Raw genomic sequence first — 15,999 nt, 5'->3', positions numbered from 1 at the left:
TCGCGATTCGCCCGTATGGCACGGAGTTTCCCTACGGACGTGCACCCTTCGTGGCGCAGTCACGGCAGGTGCCGGACAGCGCGAGGTGGCTCGCGTCGAGCGTGAACCCGTTGCGGCGCAACAGGGTCTCCGTGAGGTCGTCCATCACGTCGCGCGGCACCTCGTCCACTTTGCCGCACGAGTGACACGCCAGGTGCACGTGCTCGTGCTCGTGCGCCGAGTAGGTCGGCGCGCCGTGGCCGAGATGGGTGTGCCGGACCACGCCGAGCCGCTCCAGCAGCTCCAGCGTGCGGTAGATCGTGGTGATGTTGACCGTCGGGGTGACGCGCTGAACGTGCTGGCAGATCTGCTCCGGCGTGGCGTGCTCCAGCTCCACGACGGCGTCCAGCACGAGCTGCCGCTGGGGCGTCATCCGCATCCCGCGCCCGTGCAGCTCCTCGCGCAGCGCCGCGCGCCCGTTCGGCTCGCGTGCGGTTCTCACACCGCACAGGGTATGCCCAGGCGCGTGTGGCGGATCCATGGTCGCGGTCTTCGCGCCGAGGCGGCCCCTGACTGCGTTGTCGAACGACCCGAGTATGTCCAATACGAGGGCCGTCCTCCGCCTTGTCAGGAACCGCCTCGATCACGAAGCCCATCGACCGAGATCCACCACACACGCCTAGGGTGGAACCATGCGCGTGCTGGCGATGTTGGACGGGACACTGGCCGATCCGGAGGCGCCCCACATCAGGGTGGACGACCTCGGGCTGATGCGGGGCGACGGGATCTTCGAGACGATCCTGGTGCGCGGCCGGCACGCCCGCGAGCTCGGCCCGCACCTCGATCGTCTTGCCAGGTCAGCGGCCATGATGGAGTTGCCGGTGCCGGATCGCGCCGGGTTCGAGCGGGCCTGCAAGGTTGTGATCGACAACTGGCCGGACGACTCCGACATCGCGCTGAAAGTGATCCACACGCGCGGTGTCGACGGTTCGACAGGAGGCGCGCCGACCGGTTTCGCGCTCGGCATGTCGATCGCGGAGAAGACGCTGCGCGCCCGTGAGCTGGGCGTGGCCGCGGTGACCCTGGACCGCGGCATCGACACCGGTCTGGCCAAGCGCGCGCCGTGGCTGCTGCTCGGCGCGAAGTCGCTGTCCTACGCGGTGAACATGGCCGCACTGCGCGAGGCGGAGCGCCGGGGCGCCGACGAGGCGGTGTTCGTCACCGGTGACGGCGAGGTGCTCGAAGGCCCGACGGCCACGGTGATCCTGGTGAACGGCCGCACGATGCGCACCACGCCGCCGGACATCGGGATCCTGCCCGGCACCACCCAGGCGGCGATCTTCCGCGCCGCCGAGCGCGCCGGCTGGCAGACCCTGATCGAGCCGCTGCGGGTGGAGGACCTGCGCGACGCGGACGGCATGTTCCTGGTGTCCAGCGTCCGCACGGTCACCAGGGTGCACACGCTCGACGGTCAGAAGCTCACCGACGCCTCCGAGCTGCACACCGAGCTGACCGCCCTCTACGAGTCCGAGTACACCCCCGCCTGACGACGACACCCGTGGGGATCGGCCCGGTCGTCCCGAAGATCAGCGCGCGTGCCACGACTCGCTGGTCATGTTGATGTCTGGCTGTCGGTTCGTTCGGGCAGTGATCGTGGGAATCCGAACCAGGCGAAGGCACTGGTGTCGAAGCGGGTGATGCCGCTGATCCGGTCGCCGGTGAGGGTGAGGACGAACAGACTGGTCCCGTGCGGCGGGCCTCCGGAGGGCCGGCATCGGTAGATCCCGACCGCTGGCTGTCCGTTGGCTCGGGTCGCGACGAAGTCGCCGGGGCGGTTGTCGACAACCGCGCGAAAGAAGCGGCCGACGGCATCGGTGCCCTCGTACTCGAGCGGGAGTGGCGGCATCGACAGCCGTACGTCCTCGGTGAGGAGGGCGACCAGGGCGTCGACGTCGCCGGAGGTGTACGCGCGGACGAACTGGTCGACCCGTGCCCGCTCGGTCGCCGAGTCGAGAGTTGGTGCCCCGTCGTCGACCCGCGGCCGGTGGCGCTTCAGTGTGGCCCGCGCCCTCTTGAGTGCGCTGGTCACCGAATCGACGGTCACCTCGAGCATGTCGGCCACCTCGGTGGCGTGGAACCCCAGTACCTCACGCAGGACCAGGACTGCGCGCTGCCGCGCGGGCAGGAGTTGCAATGCGGTGATGAACGCCAGAGAGACGGCCTCGGTCTGCTCGTATCGCGCTTCCGGGGTTGCGGCCAGCCCTTCGAGGAGGGCGTCGGGGTACGGTTCGAGCCACGTAACCTCACCGAGCCGGGTCGGCTCGGGCAGGTCAGCTCCGGACATGTCCCACTCCTTGGCCGGGCGTCGGCTCGTCGAGCGCAGCATGTTCAAACACCTGTTGGTGGCCACCCGATACAGCCAGGTGCGTATCGAGGATCGCCCCTCGAACCCGCCGAGGCCTTGCCAGGCGGACAGCAGTGTGTCCTGGAGGGCGTCCTCGGCGTCATGGATGGAGCCGAGCATCCGGTAGCAGTGCAGTCGCAGTTCCCCGCGGTACGGCTCGGTCAGCTCGGCGAACGCGTCACCGTCGCCCGCCCGCGCACGGGTCAGCGGCTGCCGCATCGCTTGATCGGTCTCGGTCACGTGCCCGCCCTTGTTGGTCCCATGGCTCGTCCTCTCACGTGTCAGACACCGGCCATGCCCGGAACTGGGCGGTCGACAAGCGCCCAATATCCCAGCGCCGCGGTGCCTACCCGAATGTCCGAGTCCAACAGGGACGACGGACGCAGGTATAGAGAGGACCAGGGATGTTGCTGCAGGACAAGACGGCCGTGATCTATGGAGCCGGCGGCGCGGTGGGCGGCGCGGTCGCTCGGACGTTCGCACGCGAGGGGGCGAAGCTCTACCTGACAGGGCGGCACATCGACAACGTCGAGGCCGTGGTCAAGGAGGTCGAGGCCGCGGGCGGTACCGCGGAGGCCGCACAGGTCGACGCTCTCGACGAGAAGGGCGTGGCGGAACACCTTGACACGGTGATCGACAAGGCCGGTCACGTGGACATCTCCTTCAACGCCATCGGCCTACGGAACACGACGTTGCAGGGCACCGCGCTGGTGGATCTGGACGTCGAAAGGTTCATGGCGCCGATCTCGACGCACGTTCAAGGCAACTTCATCACCGCACGTCTGGCTGGCCGCCGCATGACCAAACAGGGTTCGGGCGTGATCATGACCGTGACCTCGATCCCGTCGCGCGTCGCCATTCCGCTGATGGGAGGCGTCGCGGTGGCGATGGCGGCCGAGGAGGCTCTGATCAGGGACTTGTCCGCTGAACTCGCGCCACACGGCGTGCGCGCGCTGGGCATCCGACCGCAAGGCATGCCCGACTCCGCGACGATGGACGATGTCTTCGGCGTACACGGCAAGGCCTACGGCCTCAGCATCGAGCAGTTCGCCAACCTGATGGCCGAACGCACCCATCCACACCGCCTGACCACACTCCAGGAGATGGCCAACGTCGCTGCCTTCGCCGCCTCCGATCACGCCAGCGCGATGACCGGCACGATCGTCAACCTCAGCCTCGGCACGATCACGGACTGACGAAGTCGTACCCCGCGTTCGGGCCGGTAGAGCCGACCGCCTCTCGCAATGCGGCATCCGACCATCGGGCAAGTCGTAGGCGTGGCGGCTCTGCCGGCGCTGATCGTTCCGAACTGACGGGACGAACCTCAACCGCTATCCGATGTCCTGACCACCGGATCAACCCGTGCTGAATCGTCCCGGTTCTCGTCGTCGCTGAGTCCGGTGTCGGTGCGGCGTGGCCGAACCGCTGACATCCGATGCACGCAACCAAAAGAGAAGGGGACACCAATGACGTCCGCGGTGACAGATCTCAAGGCGCGCGCCAACCGGCTTCGCGAACTGCACAACATGGACATGCTCGTCCTGCCCAATGTCTGGGATGCCGCCAGCGCGACCGTCGTGGCCGAAGCCGGATTTCCGGCCGCCGCCACCGCCAGCAACGCCATCGCGGCGATGCTCGGATATCGCGACGGCGAGGGCGCACCATGGCAGGAGATGTTCGCCGCAGCAGGCCGAGTGGCCCGGGCGGTATCCGTTCCGACCACGGTCGATGCCGAGGCTGGATACGGCATGCAGCCAAGCGAAATGGTCCAGCGACTGCTCGACATCGGCGCGGTCGGCTGCAACCTCGAAGACACCGACCACAAGTCCTCCCGGCTCGCCGACTCGGGAGCACATGCCGAGTGGTTGGCCGGTGTCCGGTCCGCCGCCGACGCCGCCGGAGTCCCGATCGTGATCAACGCCCGGGTCGATACTTTCCTCCCCGGCAACGGGGTTCCGGAGGCTGATCGGGTGCCGGAAGCGGTACGCCGCGGTCGGCTCTATTTCGAAGCCGGCGCCGACTGCGTCTACCCCATCGGCGTCAGCCAGAAAGACGACATCGCAGCACTCGTCGACGAACTGCCCGGCCCGATCAATGCCAATCCCAACGACCAACTCGATCTGGCCGCGCTCCGCCGGCTGGGCGTAGTGCGCGTCTCGTACGGACCCCGCTTCTACCGCACCGCCATCGCCAACTTCACCACGGCGATCAGGGAGCTCCTGCCATGACAGCCCGCGCGCACCGACCACCGACCACCGATCCCCGCGCAGCGCGGTGTCTACCGTGCCCGTGTCGAAGGCGTGGGTGAAAGTGACGGGAGATCAGCGTTCGCGGGCGTGACGGCTCGGATGGGTGTCACCTGGTCGGGCGCAGTCGCACGGTGACGCCTGGGCGCGCCTGGGCGAGGGCCGGAAGTGCTGTCGCCACACCGATCACGGGGTAGCCGCCGGTGGTCGGGTGATCGGCCAGGAAGATCACCGGCCGACCGTTCGCCGGCACCTGTACCGCGCCGGTGATCACCGCCTCGCTGGGCAGCTCGATGTCGCGGTGCCGCTCCGCGCGCCGCAGGGCCGGCCCGTCGAGCCGGATGCCGACGCGGTTGCTCTCCGCCGACACGGTCCACGATCCGGCGGCGAGCTGGCCGGCCGGATCGTCGAACCAGTCCTCGCGCGGGCCGAGCACCACCGGAACGACCAGCTCGTCCGGCGCGGACACCGGGGGCACACCGTCGAAGCCCTCGGGCGTGCCGGGTGATCCGAGTGGCAGCCGATCACCGGCGCGCAGCGGAGCGGGGCCGATCCCGGAGAGCATGTCCGTGGCCCGCGAACCGAGCTGCGCCGGCACCGCGATACCGCCGGAAACCCCGATGTAGCAACGCAATCCGGTGTTCGGCCGGCCGACGGTCAACTCGTCGCCGGCGCGCAGGTGCACCGGCGCGTGGGAGTCCACAGTGGACCGTCTGATGTGGACGGACGTCGACGGCCCGGTGATCGCGACCGTGCACGAGCACTCGGCGCGCAGCCGCAGCCCGCCGAGCACCGTCTCGATGCCCGCCGCCGGCTCCGGGTTGCCGACCAGCCGGTTGGCCAGCCGCAGCGACGGCGTGTCCAGCGCACCGGAAGGCGGCACGCCGATGTGCCCGTTGCCCGCGCGGCCGAGGTCCTGCACGAGCGCCAGCGGGCCGGGGTCGAGCACGGTGATCGCCCTGCTCACCCGGCCGCCTCGAATCGCACGGCGTCACCGGGTGCGAGCAGCGCGGCCGGTTCGCGGCTCGGGTCGAACAGCGGCTCGGCGTCGTCGGCCAGCCGCCCGATCAGCCGCCAGCCGCCGGGGGAGGGGCGCGGGTAGACGCCGGTGAACTCGCCGGCCACGCCCACCGCGCCGGCCGGCACCGAGGTGCGCGGCGAGTCCAGCCTCGGCTGCCGCAGCGGCTCGGGCAGCCCGGTCAGATAGCCGAATCCGGGCGCGAATCCGGAGAACGCCACCGTGTAAACCGCGCCGGTGTGCGCGGCCACGGTGTCCTTTGTGGACAGTCCGGCGGTGTCGGCGACCAACGCCAGATCCGGCCCGTCGTACACCACGGGAAGGGTGATCTCCCTCGGGCTGGTGCGAACCGGGTGCGCGAGATCGGCCGCGTCCAAGATCTCGCGCACCGCCTGCCGTCCGTGCTCACCGGTGCCGGGCCGGAACGCCGCGAGCACTGTCCGCGCGGCGGGCACCAACTCGACCAGATCACCGAGTTCGTCCCGCCCGGACGCGGCGAGTAGTGAGGCGCGGACGGCGTCGACCTCGACCAGCGAGTCGACCTCGACCAGCACCGCGTCGTGCCCGCACCGCAGCAACCGCACCCGACGAGCCTAATCCGCACCGGAACGGGCGGCGGCGAAGGGGTGAGCATCCGGTTCACTCGAATTCGTCACGAAATGACAATTTCGATCGTCTGCTCACTGCAACACAGCGCGTTTCGGCGAACAAGCACGACCGATATTTGGTGTACGGCGTGACAAGTTCTCGGTGCTGACCAGGAGAAATCTTGTGGTGACCCAGGGTTGTCGTTAACTTCACACACGTAACAAGCGTTACGTATCACCCGTTTTCCCCTGAAAGGTAGCGGCGAGTTCGTATCGGCATTTCCGAAGTCAATTGAAGTACGCCAGGAGGAGCTGTGGAGCACAGACGAGGATCGCGGCGCGCGGCCGCATTGTTGGCCGCGGGAACGACCGCGATCTTGGTGACTACCGGATTGCTGGCCGGGTCGGGTGTCGGCTCGGCCGAGCCGGCCGGCGAGGTGACCCTGAACTACACCTGCTCGTTCCCGATGATCGGTGACCTGCCGGTCTCGGTCACCATCAAGACGGACCAGCCGGCGGAAATCCCCGCCGGGACGTTCACCCCGGAGATCAAGATCGAAGCCGTCTCCAACGCGGGTAAGAAGGCGACCGAGGGCCTGCGGATCGTCGGCGGCGAGACGCTCAAGGGCACCGCCAGGGCCACCTCGACCGCCACCTTGCCCGGCGCGCAGGGCAAGCAGACGGTCAGGGTCGACACCACCATCCCCGACCAGCCGATCCCCCCGGAGGGCAACGACCTGATCGTCAACGCGACCGGCTCGGCGCCCGCGTTGCGATTCGACGAGCCGGGCACCGCCACACTGGCGTTGACCGGCCTCGAGCTCGAGATGACCCCGCTGAGGGCGGACGGTACGCCGACCGAGCTCGGCACCTTCATCTCGGCCTGCACGCCCGCGCCCGACCAGAACCCGACCCTGCACAGCTACACCGTGACCGGTGCCCCGGTCACCCCGGAAAAGCCCGAGGGCGTCGGCAACCACCCGCCGCTGAAGCAGACCTACACCTGCCCGTTCCCGCTGATCGGCGTCCAGCCGTTGAGCGTGGACATCAGCGCCACCCTGCCGAATGACATCAAGGTCGGTGAGTTCACACCGCGAATCGACATCACCGCCGTGGCCGATTCGGGCACCAAGGCCACTCAGGGCCTGAACCTCGTCGGAGCCACCCAACTGGAGGGCACGGCTCAGGCGCTGGCACTGGTCTCCTCGCCGCAGGGCCACCTCGCGGTGAAGACGCCGACCGCCATTCCGCTTCAACCGGTGCCGCCGGTGGGCCAGCCGCTGATCGTCAACGCTCAGGGCAGCGCACCGTCAGTGGTGTTCGACAAGGAGGGCACCGCCACGGTGTCGGTGCACGACCTGGTGATGACCCTGACTCCGCTCAAGGCGGACGGCACGCCGACCGGGCTCGGCACGTTCACCGCGGACTGCACGCTGGACGCAGGACAGCCCAACGTCCTGCAGACGTTCAACGTCACGCCGGCGGCTCCTCCGGTCATCCCGGCCGGTCGCGCCGTGCGGTAGGTCAGCCGACCACGCGAGTGAGGTAGGCGGACAGGTGCGGCTGCATCTGTTCGCCTACCATCGCGAGTTCCTCGACGTAGGCCAGATCGCCGTTGTTCACCAGGCCGTAGAGCCGCTTGGAGGCGTTGACCTCCTTGGCGGTGGACGTGCGGACCACCGCGTCGCTGGACAGCTCCCAGGAGGTCTGCCCACGCGGCTTGCCGTAGAGGATCTCCACGATGCCGGTGTTGTGCGCGATCAGCAGCTCGATCGTGTCGTCGGGCTTCGGGCGCCACCAGCCGGTCTCGCGTGCGGCCGGGCGGATCACCTTGCCGTCGGAGTCGAGCAGCCAGGACCGCGACTCGTAGTACAGGAACGGGCGGCCGTCGTGGGCGAAGGTGATCTGCTGCCCGAACCGGTACGGCCCGTCGATCGTGGGGTACGCGGCCTCACCCTCACCGCGCCAGACACCCACGAGGGGGAGCAGCGCCAGGCACGCGTCGTTCAGGTCGGCACCCTCGCGCAGATTCGCCGTGTCCACCGGGATCGGCAGGTCGTCGAACTGCGGCAGGTTGCGCTCGCGGGTCCGCTCGGCACGCTCGGCCGCCGCGGCGATCGCCTCGTCGCCGCTGGTGCGCTGGACCTCCTGCTGGGGTTCGTTCGACATCAGCGGTCGGCGTAGAGGCGGTACACGACGTAGCCGGCGAACCACACGGTCAGCAGGCCGACCAAGATCATCAGCAGCGTGAAGAAGAGTTCCACCCGACGAGGATAACGCCCAGGTGGGGCGGCCGCCGTAACGCCCGCCCCACCCGTGAGACGCGTCTCAGCAGCCCCAGCCGCCGGACATCGAGATCACGGTGATCAGTGCCCGCCAGGTGTTCTCACCGACCACGGCGTCGGCCGGAATCCCGTTGTGTCGCTGGAAGTTCCGCACCATCGCCTGCCACCGAGGGCCGTAGCCCTGCTCCTCGGTCGGCAGGTTGTACATGTAGGGCGGGATGCGCTGCAGCATGTTGAACAGCTCGCCCACCTCGGGCGCCCCCGGCAGCAGGGGCGCCGGGATCGGGAACTGGACGCCCTGGCCGGTCAGCGACGGCGGCTTGCTGCCGACCAGCTCGCGCCAGGTCGCCGGATCGGCGACGCCGGTGTCCGGCACACGGTGTTTGCGCTGGTAGTCGCGCACAGCGTGCAGTGTCGCCGGCCCGAAGTTCCCGGTGCCGGCCAGCTTGTAGCCCTCCCACTCGAGCGCCTTCTGCAGCCCGAGCACGAACGTCCCCGACTGTCCGAAGTGGACGATCGGCAGGGTGGCGGCGTACGCGTCCGAGCGCTCCGGCTCGGCACCGCAGGACGCGGTGCTCGCGGTCGTCGCGGCGGACGGTGTGGCGGCCGCCGTCCCCGCACCGGCTCCGGTCAGTGTCACGGCGAGTGCGACCACCGCGGCGGCGGTCAGCCCTGTTTTCGTTGTCCCCATTGGTATTCCCCGACTTTCACACGCGGGTCCTGTTGACCCGTTCACTCGGTTGACGTAACGGGCACGCGATGGGTTGGCCGACGATCGTCGGGAGAACACGAACGAATGAAAGAAACCCGGGGCGACGCGGTTCGCGTCACCCCGGGCCCTTCACCCGATGCTTGTTGTCAGCCGACGGTCACCGCGACCTGGTGCAGCCCAGGGCCGTCCGCGCTCACCGTGGTCTCGCCGTTGCCGGAACGGTGCAGCGCGCGCACCGTCCAGTCGCCCGGCGCGGCGAAGAACCGGAAGTCACCGTCGGCCGAGGTCACGACCTCGGCGGTGAACTCCCCGCTGGAGTCCAGCAGCCGCACGTACGCGCCGCCGACCGGGGTCTCGCCGGCCAGCACCTTGCCGTGCAGCACGGTCTCCTTGCCGGCGTCGATGTTCGCCGGCAGCGTCGCCGTCTGCTCCGGTGCACCGCATCCGCTCATGGTTTCTCCTTATGTGTCAACGAATTCGGGGGACAAGCTCAGTGCGCGCCGACCTCGACCGGGACGCCGACCAGCGAGCCGTACTCGGTCCAGGAGCCGTCGTAGTTCTTCACGTCGGAGTGGCCGAGCAGCTCGTGCAGCGCGAACCAGGTGTGCGAGGAGCGCTCGCCGATGCGGCAGTACGCGATGGTGGCCTTCGACTCGTCGATACCGGCCTCCTTGTACAGCTCGCGCAGCTCCTCGTCGGAGCGGAACGTGCCGTCCTCGTTGGCCGCCTTGCTCCACGGCACGTTGATCGCGGTCGGGATGTGGCCGGCACGCTGCGCCTGCTCCTGCGGCAGGTGCGCGGGGGCGAGCAGCTTGCCGGAGAACTCGTCCGGCGAGCGCACGTCGACCAGGTTCTTGGCGTCGATCGCCTGCACGACCTCGTCGCGGAACGCGCGGATCGCCGTGTCCTGCTCCCGCGCGGTGTAGGTGGTCTCCTCGCGGCTGACCGCGTCGGCGGACAGCGGGCGGCCGTCCAGCTCCCACTTCTTGCGGCCGCCGTCGAGCAGCTGGACCTTGTCGTGGCCGTACAGCTTGAAGTACCAGTAGGCGTACGCGGCGAACCAGTTGTTGTTGCCGCCGTACAGGACCACCGTGTCGTCGTTGCCGATTCCCTTGGCGGACAACAGCTTCTCGAAGCCGGCACGGTCCACGAAGTCGCGGCGGACCGGGTCCTGCAGTTCGGTCTTCCAGTCGATCTTCACCGCGCCGGGGATGTGGCCGTTGTCGTAGGCGCTGGTGTCCTCGTCGACCTCGACGAGCACCACCCCAGGCGTCTCAAGGTTCTCTTCGGCCCACTGGGCCGACACCAGCACGTTCTCGCGGCTCATCGAGCTGCTCCTATTTCTCTCGTTGGCGTGAATCGGCGAATCAACAGATAGGTCTCGCAGCCCAGGCAGAAGCCGAACGCCGCGTTCAGGAACGCGGCGGCGAGCGCGAACGCGGTGGCCACGGTGCCGAGCGTGGTGGCGCCGAACGCGTAGCCGAGCGTGCCGACCAACGCGAACACGAACCCGACGGCCTGGGCGAACCGCAGCGGGGCGGCGTCCTCACGCTCGTCGGTCGGCCCAAGCCTCGGGGCGACGAGCGCGCGGTACAGAACGGAATACGGCGATACCCGCAGGCTGACGAACGCGCCGAGTGCGAACACCACCGCCTGCGCGGCCAGCACCGGCCACCACGAGGTGACCAGCACGACCGCGAGCACGACGGTGGTCACCCAAGCGGCGAACCTCGGCCCGCGCGGGTCGACCGGTTGATCGGTGGACATGGCGACTCCTCACCCTGGACATGACTGTGTTGTCCGATTGGGGCTTGTCCGATCGGGCGAGTGGAGCCCGATCAGCGGGTGAGGCGACAGAGGCTGCTGCGCACGCGGCACAGATCCACCGCGCGGCGTTTCGTCAGCAGTTCGTCCACATTCGCGAGAGTACTGCGATCCCTCGGGTTGGGAACACTCCGTCCAGTCCGTGAGATATCGAGGGTCGGGATCGCTGTGGACCTCGCCGCACGACCGCTGCGGGTGTCCGAAACCTAGCGATCGCTCCGTTCATGTTTTGCGTACTTTAGCCCGCTAAAGTACGCAAAACATGAAGAAGGTGCACGTAAGTGGGTGGTGCGCGCTCATGGGTGAGACAGGTGGGGGCGTAGGGCGTCGAGCAGGGTGTCCCGCTTCGGCACGCCGCCGATCCGCAGCAGTTCGCGACCGTCCGAGGCGACCGCCAGCGTGGTCGGCGTGCGGCTGACCCGCAGCGCACCGGCCAACTCCGGCTTGTGCGTCAGGTCGATCTCGTGGTGGGCGAGCCCGTCCGTGCGTCCCGCGAGGTCGGACAGCAGCACGCGGGTGTGCCGGCACGGCGCGCAGAACGTCGTGGACAACTGCACGAGCGTGACGTGCGCGTCCGGGTCGAGTGCCGCCCGCACGTCGGCGGGCAGGCCGCCGTCGGTCTTGCCGGGTGTCCCGGACGGCTCCACTGTGCGGACGCGCCCCTGGTTCGCGCGCCACACCAGACCGGCCACGGTGGCGATCACCACCGTGCCGACGAGCACCCAGACACCGGTCATCTGCCCGACCCGGCCAGGGTGACGTCGTGCGCGATGCCGATCACCGACAGCGCGCCCGGTTCGACGGAGACCGCGGTCGGCGTGACCCTGAACGGCAGGTTGCCCGGGTCGAGGCTGATCGCGAACTTGGGCAGGATCTGCTGCTTGAGCAGGTCCTTCGGCACGATCCTGCCGAAGTCGTTCTTCAGCTCGGCGTGCTGTGGGTTCAGCGTCATCCGGCCGCCCTCCAGGGAGATGATCACGTAGACGGTGATCTCGGTCTCCTGGTCGGCCAGCTTCATGGTGCCGCGCAGTTCCGCGCCGGCCCTGGTGTCCTCCGGCTCCAGCGCGGCGCGGGCGTGCTCCTCGGCGTCCACACCGGTGGTCTCACCGGCCGCGATGCCGTGGATGGTGCGCTCGCTGACCGGCTCGATCCGCAGGTTGGTGATGTCGGCCGGCAGGGTGCTCTTGTTCGCCTCGACCGCGAGGTTCACGTCCGCCGCCTTGATCTTGACCTTGCCCTCGACCTCGCGTGCCTTCACGTTGGCGCGACCGTTCATCAGGTCGGACAGCGGCGCGTCGACATCGCGCAGTTCCGCCTCGACCTCCAGGTCACGCAGGTTCTTCACGGGCACACCCTTGGCAACAACTTCGACCCGCTCGTACTTCCCGGAGGCGGCCTGGGTGAGGAACGGGAAGCCGTGCACGGTCACCGACGGGTCGTCGACCAGGCCGAAGTGGTCCTTGGCGCGCTTGGACACCTGGTACTCGAAGATCGCCGCGCCCGCGAAGTCCGCGATGACGCCGAGGGTGAGCAGGACGACGAGAGCGATGACGATCTTGCGCCACGGGCTGGATCGCCGTCGGCGCCGCTGCGGCACGTCGGGCTTGCCGGTGGTTGTCCCGTCAGTCGTCCGGGTGGTCATTCCGCCGCCGTTCCTGGGTCGTGCTCGTGTCTCGGTCCTACGCCATGGTCCATGCCCCCAGGATTCATGCCTCCAGGATTCATGCCTCCAGTGCACCAGCCGATACGACATTGGTGTGACGCTGGCGTCACGAGAGGGGACATAACCGGGGTGCCCCGGCTATTCTTCCCGACAACCGTGCCGGCTGGCACGCGGCAGGCAACGGCGCCTGGAGACCGTATCGAACCGAGGACGGTGTTCCGATGAGCCTTGACCTGCTGCTGCTCACCGCTGATCCCGAGCCGGGGTCAGTTCTGCCGTCCCTGATGCTCCTGCCGCACAACGTGCGCACCCAACCGCCCGAGGTCACCGCCCTGCTCGACGCGGGCGCGCGTGACGTGGTGTTGGTTGACGCCCGTCTCGATCTCGCCGCCGCGAAGAGCCTGTGCCGGCTGCTGTCCAGCGGCGGCGACAGCGGGCCGGTCGCCGCGGTGGTGAACGAGGGCGGACTGGTCGCCGTCACCGCGGACTGGCGGGTGGACGAGATCCTGCTGCCGACCGCCGGCCCGGCCGAGGTGGACGCCCGGCTGCGGCTGCTGACCTCGCGCACCGGCGCCGTGCCCGGTGGTGACGGCGCGCTGCGGCTCGGTGAGCTGGTGATCGACGAGGCGACTTACATGGCCAGGCTCAAGGGCCGGCCGCTCGATCTGACCTACAAGGAGTTCGAGCTGCTCAAGTACCTCGCGCAGCACGCGGGCCGGGTGTTCACCCGGGCGCAGCTGCTGCAGGAGGTGTGGGGCTACGACTTCTTCGGCGGCACCCGGACGGTGGACGTGCACGTGCGGCGGCTGCGCGCCAAGCTCGGCCCCGAGCACGAGCAGCTCATCGGCACCGTGCGCAACGTCGGCTACAAGTTCGTCGCGCCGCCCAAGTCCTCGCGCAAGGGCACGCCGGTCGAGGCTCCGGACCACGTCGAGGCCTGATCGGTTCCCGTAGCGTCTCCCCTGTGCGACTGCGGTGGGAGACGGCCCTCGACTGGGCTCAGGTGGACGGTGTGCGACAGGTGCTCGGTGCGGACGCCGAGCTGTCCGAGTTCACCGGTGGCGAGCATCTGATCGTCACCGATGACGGTGCGGTGCTCGGGTACGCGCACCTGAACACGAAAGGTGACGCGTTCGGGCGACAGATCGCGCACGTGTTCGTTCACCCCGATCACCGCCGTCGGGGGGTCGGCACCCGGATGGTGGAGTCGGTGCTCGAGCACACCGACGCGCCGCTGCGGTTCTGGGCCAAGGGCGACCATCCCGGCGCGGCACAGCTGGCCTCGCGGTTCGGGCTCCAGCGGGTGCGCGAGCTGCTCAAGATGGCGGTGGACTTCGCCGCACCCGAGACACCTGCGCTGGTCACCCCGTCGTGGCCGGACGGCGTGCGAGTGCGCACCTTCACGCCGGGGGCCGACGAGGACGCGGTGATCGAGGTGAACCGGCGCGCCTTCGACTGGCACCCCGAGCAGGGCGCGCTCACCGCGGACGACCTGCGCGCGGCCCAGCGCGAGCCGTGGTTCGACGCGGACGGGTTCTTCCTCGCGGTGGACGCGCACGATCGGGTGATCGGCTTCCACTGGACCAAGGTTCACCCCGACGGCACCGGCGAGGTGTACGTCGTCGGCGTGCACCCTGACGCGCAGGGCGGCGGGCTCGGCAAGGCGCTTACCGTCGTCGGGCTGCGCCACCTCGTGGACGCCGGCCACCCGCGGGTGATCCTGTACGTCGAGTCGGACAACGGGCCGGCCGTCGCGGTCTACACCCGGCTCGGATTCCGGACCGTCAAGACCGATGTCCAGTACGCACGGTGAGGACCGTCCGAACCGATTCGGTCACGCCGTGCGATGCCTTAAGACACGGCAGGGTCACGGCCTCATCCCAACGACGTAGCGCTGGCCACAAAGGGTGGCTTGTTTACCTCGCGTTCACCTCGACACGGGAATCCGTCCACCAGCGTTGCCTACCGTCCGCAGCGAGCGGCGCGCCCCCGACTGTGCCGCCAAAAACCGGACAATCCTCAGCTGGAGGAAACACGTGAAGATCAAGCGGCACGCGTCCGTGCTCGCCCTGATCGCGGCCGGCGCCCTCGCGCTCTCCGCGTGCGGTAGCGACCAGAACACCAACTCTGGCGGCAGCAGCCCCAGCGGCACCGGCAACAGCAACGCGGCAGGCGTCAAGCCGGACTGTGAGGGTGTGAAGGAGGCGATCAAGGCCAGCGGTTCGTCGGCGCAGGCCAACGCCATCGCCCGATTCCAGGTCGCGTACCAGAACGCCTGCTCCGGCAAGAAGATGGACTACAACTCCAACGGCTCCGGCAATGGCGTCAAGGAGTTCCTCGGCAAGCAGACCGACTTCGGCGGATCCGACTCGCCGCTGAGCAAGGACAAGGGCGAGGTCCAGCAGGCCACGGCGCGCTGCGACGGCGCCCCGGCGTGGAACCTGCCCGCGGTGTTCGGCCCGATCGCGATCACCTACAACGTCAAGGGCGCCGACGGTCTCGTGCTGGACGGTTCGGTGCTCGGCAAGATCTTCAGCGGTCAGATCACCACCTGGAACGACCCGGCCATCGCCGCACTGAACCAGGGCAAGACGCTGCCCGGCGACAAGATCACCGTGATCTTCCGCAGTGACGAGTCCGGCACCACGGACAACTTCCAGCAGTACCTGGAGGCCTCGTCCAAGGGGACCTGGACCAAGGGCAAGGGCAAGGTCTTCAACGGCGGCATCGGCGAGGGCGCCAAGGGCAACGAGAACACCTCGGCCGCGATCGCCAGGACGCCGGGCTCGATCACCTACAACGAGTGGTCCTTCGCCAAGCAGAACAAGCTGCAGATCGCCAAGATCGTGAACAGCGGTGGCGGCGAGGCCGTCGAGCTGAATTCCGCCAGCGCCGGCAAGGCGATCGAGGGCGCCAAGGTCAAGGGCCAGGGCAACGACCTCGAGCTCGACCTGAAGTCGATCTACGCGACGCCCACCCCCGGCGCGTACCCGCTGGTGCTCGCCGCCTACGAGATCGTCTGCTCGAAGTACACCGACCAGGCTCAGGGCAAGGCCGTGAAGGCGTTCCTGACCGCCGCGGTCACCACCGGTCAGCGCGGTCTCGAGGACAACGGGTACATCCCGGTTCCCGAGGCGTTCCAGACCAAGCTGTTGACCGCCATCGGCGCGATCGCCTGACCCGGCACCGCGACCGCGACCACGCCCGATGACGACGTCGAGCACCGGCCGCCCGGGGAACAGCCCACCCACTGGGGGTTCCCCGGGCGGCCCTACCAAGAT

Annotated in this window: 18 protein-coding genes; 7 read left to right on the top strand and 11 right to left on the bottom strand. The window is 68.8% G+C overall.

Annotated features, from left to right (window positions below; translation table 11 throughout):
• Positions 1-31: 31 nt before the first annotated feature.
• Entirely contained in the window at positions 32-418 is a 387-nt protein-coding gene (locus EV193_RS04080; protein ID WP_242613160.1) for a Fur family transcriptional regulator, read from the bottom strand.
• A 253-nt stretch (positions 419-671) separates the two neighbouring features.
• Between EV193_RS04080 and EV193_RS04075 the strand changes: the two genes are divergently transcribed.
• Complete coding sequence (locus EV193_RS04075; protein WP_130342551.1) at positions 672-1,526, top strand: aminodeoxychorismate lyase; 855 nt, start codon at positions 672-674, stop codon at positions 1,524-1,526.
• Positions 1,527-1,591: 65 nt separating this feature from the next.
• Here the strand turns inward: EV193_RS04075 and EV193_RS04070 are convergent, their stop codons facing one another.
• Positions 1,592-2,623, bottom strand: coding sequence for a sigma-70 family RNA polymerase sigma factor (locus EV193_RS04070; RefSeq protein WP_242613121.1), 1,032 nt, complete (start codon positions 2,621-2,623; stop codon positions 1,592-1,594).
• Between the two features lie 164 nt (positions 2,624-2,787).
• Here EV193_RS04070 and EV193_RS04065 point away from each other — a divergent pair, with 164 nt between their 5' ends.
• Entirely contained in the window at positions 2,788-3,579 is a 792-nt protein-coding gene (locus tag EV193_RS04065; protein ID WP_130342550.1) for an SDR family NAD(P)-dependent oxidoreductase, read from the top strand.
• Between the two features lie 270 nt (positions 3,580-3,849).
• Positions 3,850-4,611, top strand: coding sequence for an isocitrate lyase/PEP mutase family protein (locus EV193_RS04060; protein WP_130342549.1), 762 nt, complete (start codon positions 3,850-3,852; stop codon positions 4,609-4,611).
• 127 nt (positions 4,612-4,738) lie between these two features.
• Here EV193_RS04060 and EV193_RS04055 read toward each other — a convergent pair whose 3' ends face one another.
• The gene (locus EV193_RS04055) at positions 4,739-5,596 is read right to left on the bottom strand and encodes a 5-oxoprolinase subunit C family protein (RefSeq protein WP_207222481.1); all 858 of its coding nucleotides are present in this window, start codon (positions 5,594-5,596) and stop codon (positions 4,739-4,741) included.
• Positions 5,593-6,231 carry a 5-oxoprolinase subunit B family protein gene (locus EV193_RS04050; protein ID WP_130342548.1) on the bottom strand — a complete coding sequence of 213 codons (639 nt, stop codon included), beginning with the start codon at positions 6,229-6,231 and terminating at the stop codon, positions 5,593-5,595. The genes EV193_RS04055 and EV193_RS04050 overlap by 4 nt, the downstream gene beginning before the upstream one ends.
• Positions 6,232-6,548: 317 nt before the next feature.
• On the opposite strand from EV193_RS04050, the gene EV193_RS04045 reads away from it, so the two are divergent.
• A complete protein-coding gene (locus EV193_RS04045; RefSeq protein ID WP_130342547.1) occupies positions 6,549-7,757 on the top strand; it encodes a DUF6801 domain-containing protein in 1,209 nt (402 codons plus the stop codon).
• Between the two features lies 1 nt (position 7,758).
• On the opposite strand, the gene EV193_RS04040 is transcribed toward EV193_RS04045, so the two are convergent.
• From EV193_RS04040 to EV193_RS04010, 7 genes are all read right to left on the bottom strand, one after another.
• A complete protein-coding gene (locus EV193_RS04040) occupies positions 7,759-8,403 on the bottom strand; it encodes a heme-binding beta-barrel domain-containing protein (RefSeq protein ID WP_130342546.1) in 645 nt (214 codons plus the stop codon).
• Positions 8,404-8,562: 159 nt separating this feature from the next.
• Complete coding sequence (locus EV193_RS04035) at positions 8,563-9,210, bottom strand: peptidoglycan-binding domain-containing protein (protein ID WP_130342545.1); 648 nt, start codon at positions 9,208-9,210, stop codon at positions 8,563-8,565.
• Positions 9,211-9,377: 167 nt separating this feature from the next.
• Positions 9,378-9,683, bottom strand: coding sequence for a DUF1416 domain-containing protein (locus tag EV193_RS04030; protein WP_130342544.1), 306 nt, complete (start codon positions 9,681-9,683; stop codon positions 9,378-9,380).
• 38 nt (positions 9,684-9,721) lie between these two features.
• A complete protein-coding gene (locus tag EV193_RS04025) occupies positions 9,722-10,558 on the bottom strand; it encodes a sulfurtransferase (RefSeq protein WP_130342543.1) in 837 nt (278 codons plus the stop codon).
• Entirely contained in the window at positions 10,555-10,998 is a 444-nt protein-coding gene (locus tag EV193_RS04020) for a DUF4395 domain-containing protein (RefSeq protein ID WP_130342542.1), read from the bottom strand. The genes EV193_RS04025 and EV193_RS04020 overlap by 4 nt, the downstream gene beginning before the upstream one ends.
• 353 nt (positions 10,999-11,351) lie before the next feature.
• On the bottom strand, positions 11,352-11,792 hold the full coding sequence (locus EV193_RS04015; protein ID WP_130342541.1) for a TlpA family protein disulfide reductase: 441 nt from the start codon (positions 11,790-11,792) through the stop codon (positions 11,352-11,354).
• Positions 11,789-12,697: an LmeA family phospholipid-binding protein gene (locus EV193_RS04010; protein WP_165401213.1), complete on the bottom strand. Its 909-nt coding sequence runs from the start codon at positions 12,695-12,697 to the stop codon at positions 11,789-11,791. The genes EV193_RS04015 and EV193_RS04010 overlap by 4 nt, the downstream gene beginning before the upstream one ends.
• Positions 12,698-12,939: 242 nt before the next feature.
• Here EV193_RS04010 and EV193_RS04005 point away from each other — a divergent pair, with 242 nt between their 5' ends.
• From EV193_RS04005 to pstS, 3 genes are all read left to right on the top strand, one after another.
• Positions 12,940-13,659, top strand: a complete 720-nt coding sequence (locus EV193_RS04005; protein WP_130342539.1) for a winged helix-turn-helix transcriptional regulator — start codon at positions 12,940-12,942, stop codon at positions 13,657-13,659.
• A gap of 23 nt (positions 13,660-13,682) precedes the next feature.
• A complete protein-coding gene (mshD, locus tag EV193_RS04000; RefSeq protein ID WP_423202130.1) occupies positions 13,683-14,531 on the top strand; it encodes a mycothiol synthase in 849 nt (282 codons plus the stop codon).
• 223 nt (positions 14,532-14,754) lie between these two features.
• The gene (pstS, locus tag EV193_RS03995) at positions 14,755-15,897 is read left to right on the top strand and encodes a phosphate ABC transporter substrate-binding protein PstS (protein ID WP_130342538.1); all 1,143 of its coding nucleotides are present in this window, start codon (positions 14,755-14,757) and stop codon (positions 15,895-15,897) included.
• The last annotated feature ends 102 nt before the right edge of the window (positions 15,898-15,999 follow it).

This window comes from Herbihabitans rhizosphaerae, assembly GCF_004216555.1.
GTDB lineage: Bacteria > Actinomycetota > Actinomycetes > Mycobacteriales > Pseudonocardiaceae > Herbihabitans > Herbihabitans rhizosphaerae.
This window is presented reverse-complemented; position numbering and strand designations above follow the sequence as displayed.

What these genes read in the sequence shown, in the direction of transcription:
- EV193_RS04060 (WP_130342549.1), top strand. Translation starts at nt 3,850, where the DNA reads ATGACGTCCGCGGTGACAGATCTCAAGGCGCGCGCCAACCGGCTTCGC.
- EV193_RS04020 (WP_130342542.1), bottom strand. Translation starts at nt 10,998, where the DNA reads ATGTCCACCGATCAACCGGTCGACCCGCGCGGGCCGAGGTTCGCCGCT.
- EV193_RS04030 (WP_130342544.1), bottom strand. Translation starts at nt 9,683, where the DNA reads ATGAGCGGATGCGGTGCACCGGAGCAGACGGCGACGCTGCCGGCGAAC.
- EV193_RS04075 (WP_130342551.1), top strand. Translation starts at nt 672, where the DNA reads ATGCGCGTGCTGGCGATGTTGGACGGGACACTGGCCGATCCGGAGGCG.
- EV193_RS04080 (WP_242613160.1), bottom strand. Translation starts at nt 418, where the DNA reads ATGCGGATGACGCCCCAGCGGCAGCTCGTGCTGGACGCCGTCGTGGAG.
- EV193_RS04005 (WP_130342539.1), top strand. Translation starts at nt 12,940, where the DNA reads ATGAGCCTTGACCTGCTGCTGCTCACCGCTGATCCCGAGCCGGGGTCA.
- EV193_RS04010 (WP_165401213.1), bottom strand. Translation starts at nt 12,697, where the DNA reads ATGACCACCCGGACGACTGACGGGACAACCACCGGCAAGCCCGACGTG.
- EV193_RS04025 (WP_130342543.1), bottom strand. Translation starts at nt 10,558, where the DNA reads ATGAGCCGCGAGAACGTGCTGGTGTCGGCCCAGTGGGCCGAAGAGAAC.
- EV193_RS04015 (WP_130342541.1), bottom strand. Translation starts at nt 11,792, where the DNA reads ATGACCGGTGTCTGGGTGCTCGTCGGCACGGTGGTGATCGCCACCGTG.
- EV193_RS04065 (WP_130342550.1), top strand. Translation starts at nt 2,788, where the DNA reads ATGTTGCTGCAGGACAAGACGGCCGTGATCTATGGAGCCGGCGGCGCG.
- EV193_RS04040 (WP_130342546.1), bottom strand. Translation starts at nt 8,403, where the DNA reads ATGTCGAACGAACCCCAGCAGGAGGTCCAGCGCACCAGCGGCGACGAG.
- EV193_RS04035 (WP_130342545.1), bottom strand. Translation starts at nt 9,210, where the DNA reads ATGGGGACAACGAAAACAGGGCTGACCGCCGCCGCGGTGGTCGCACTC.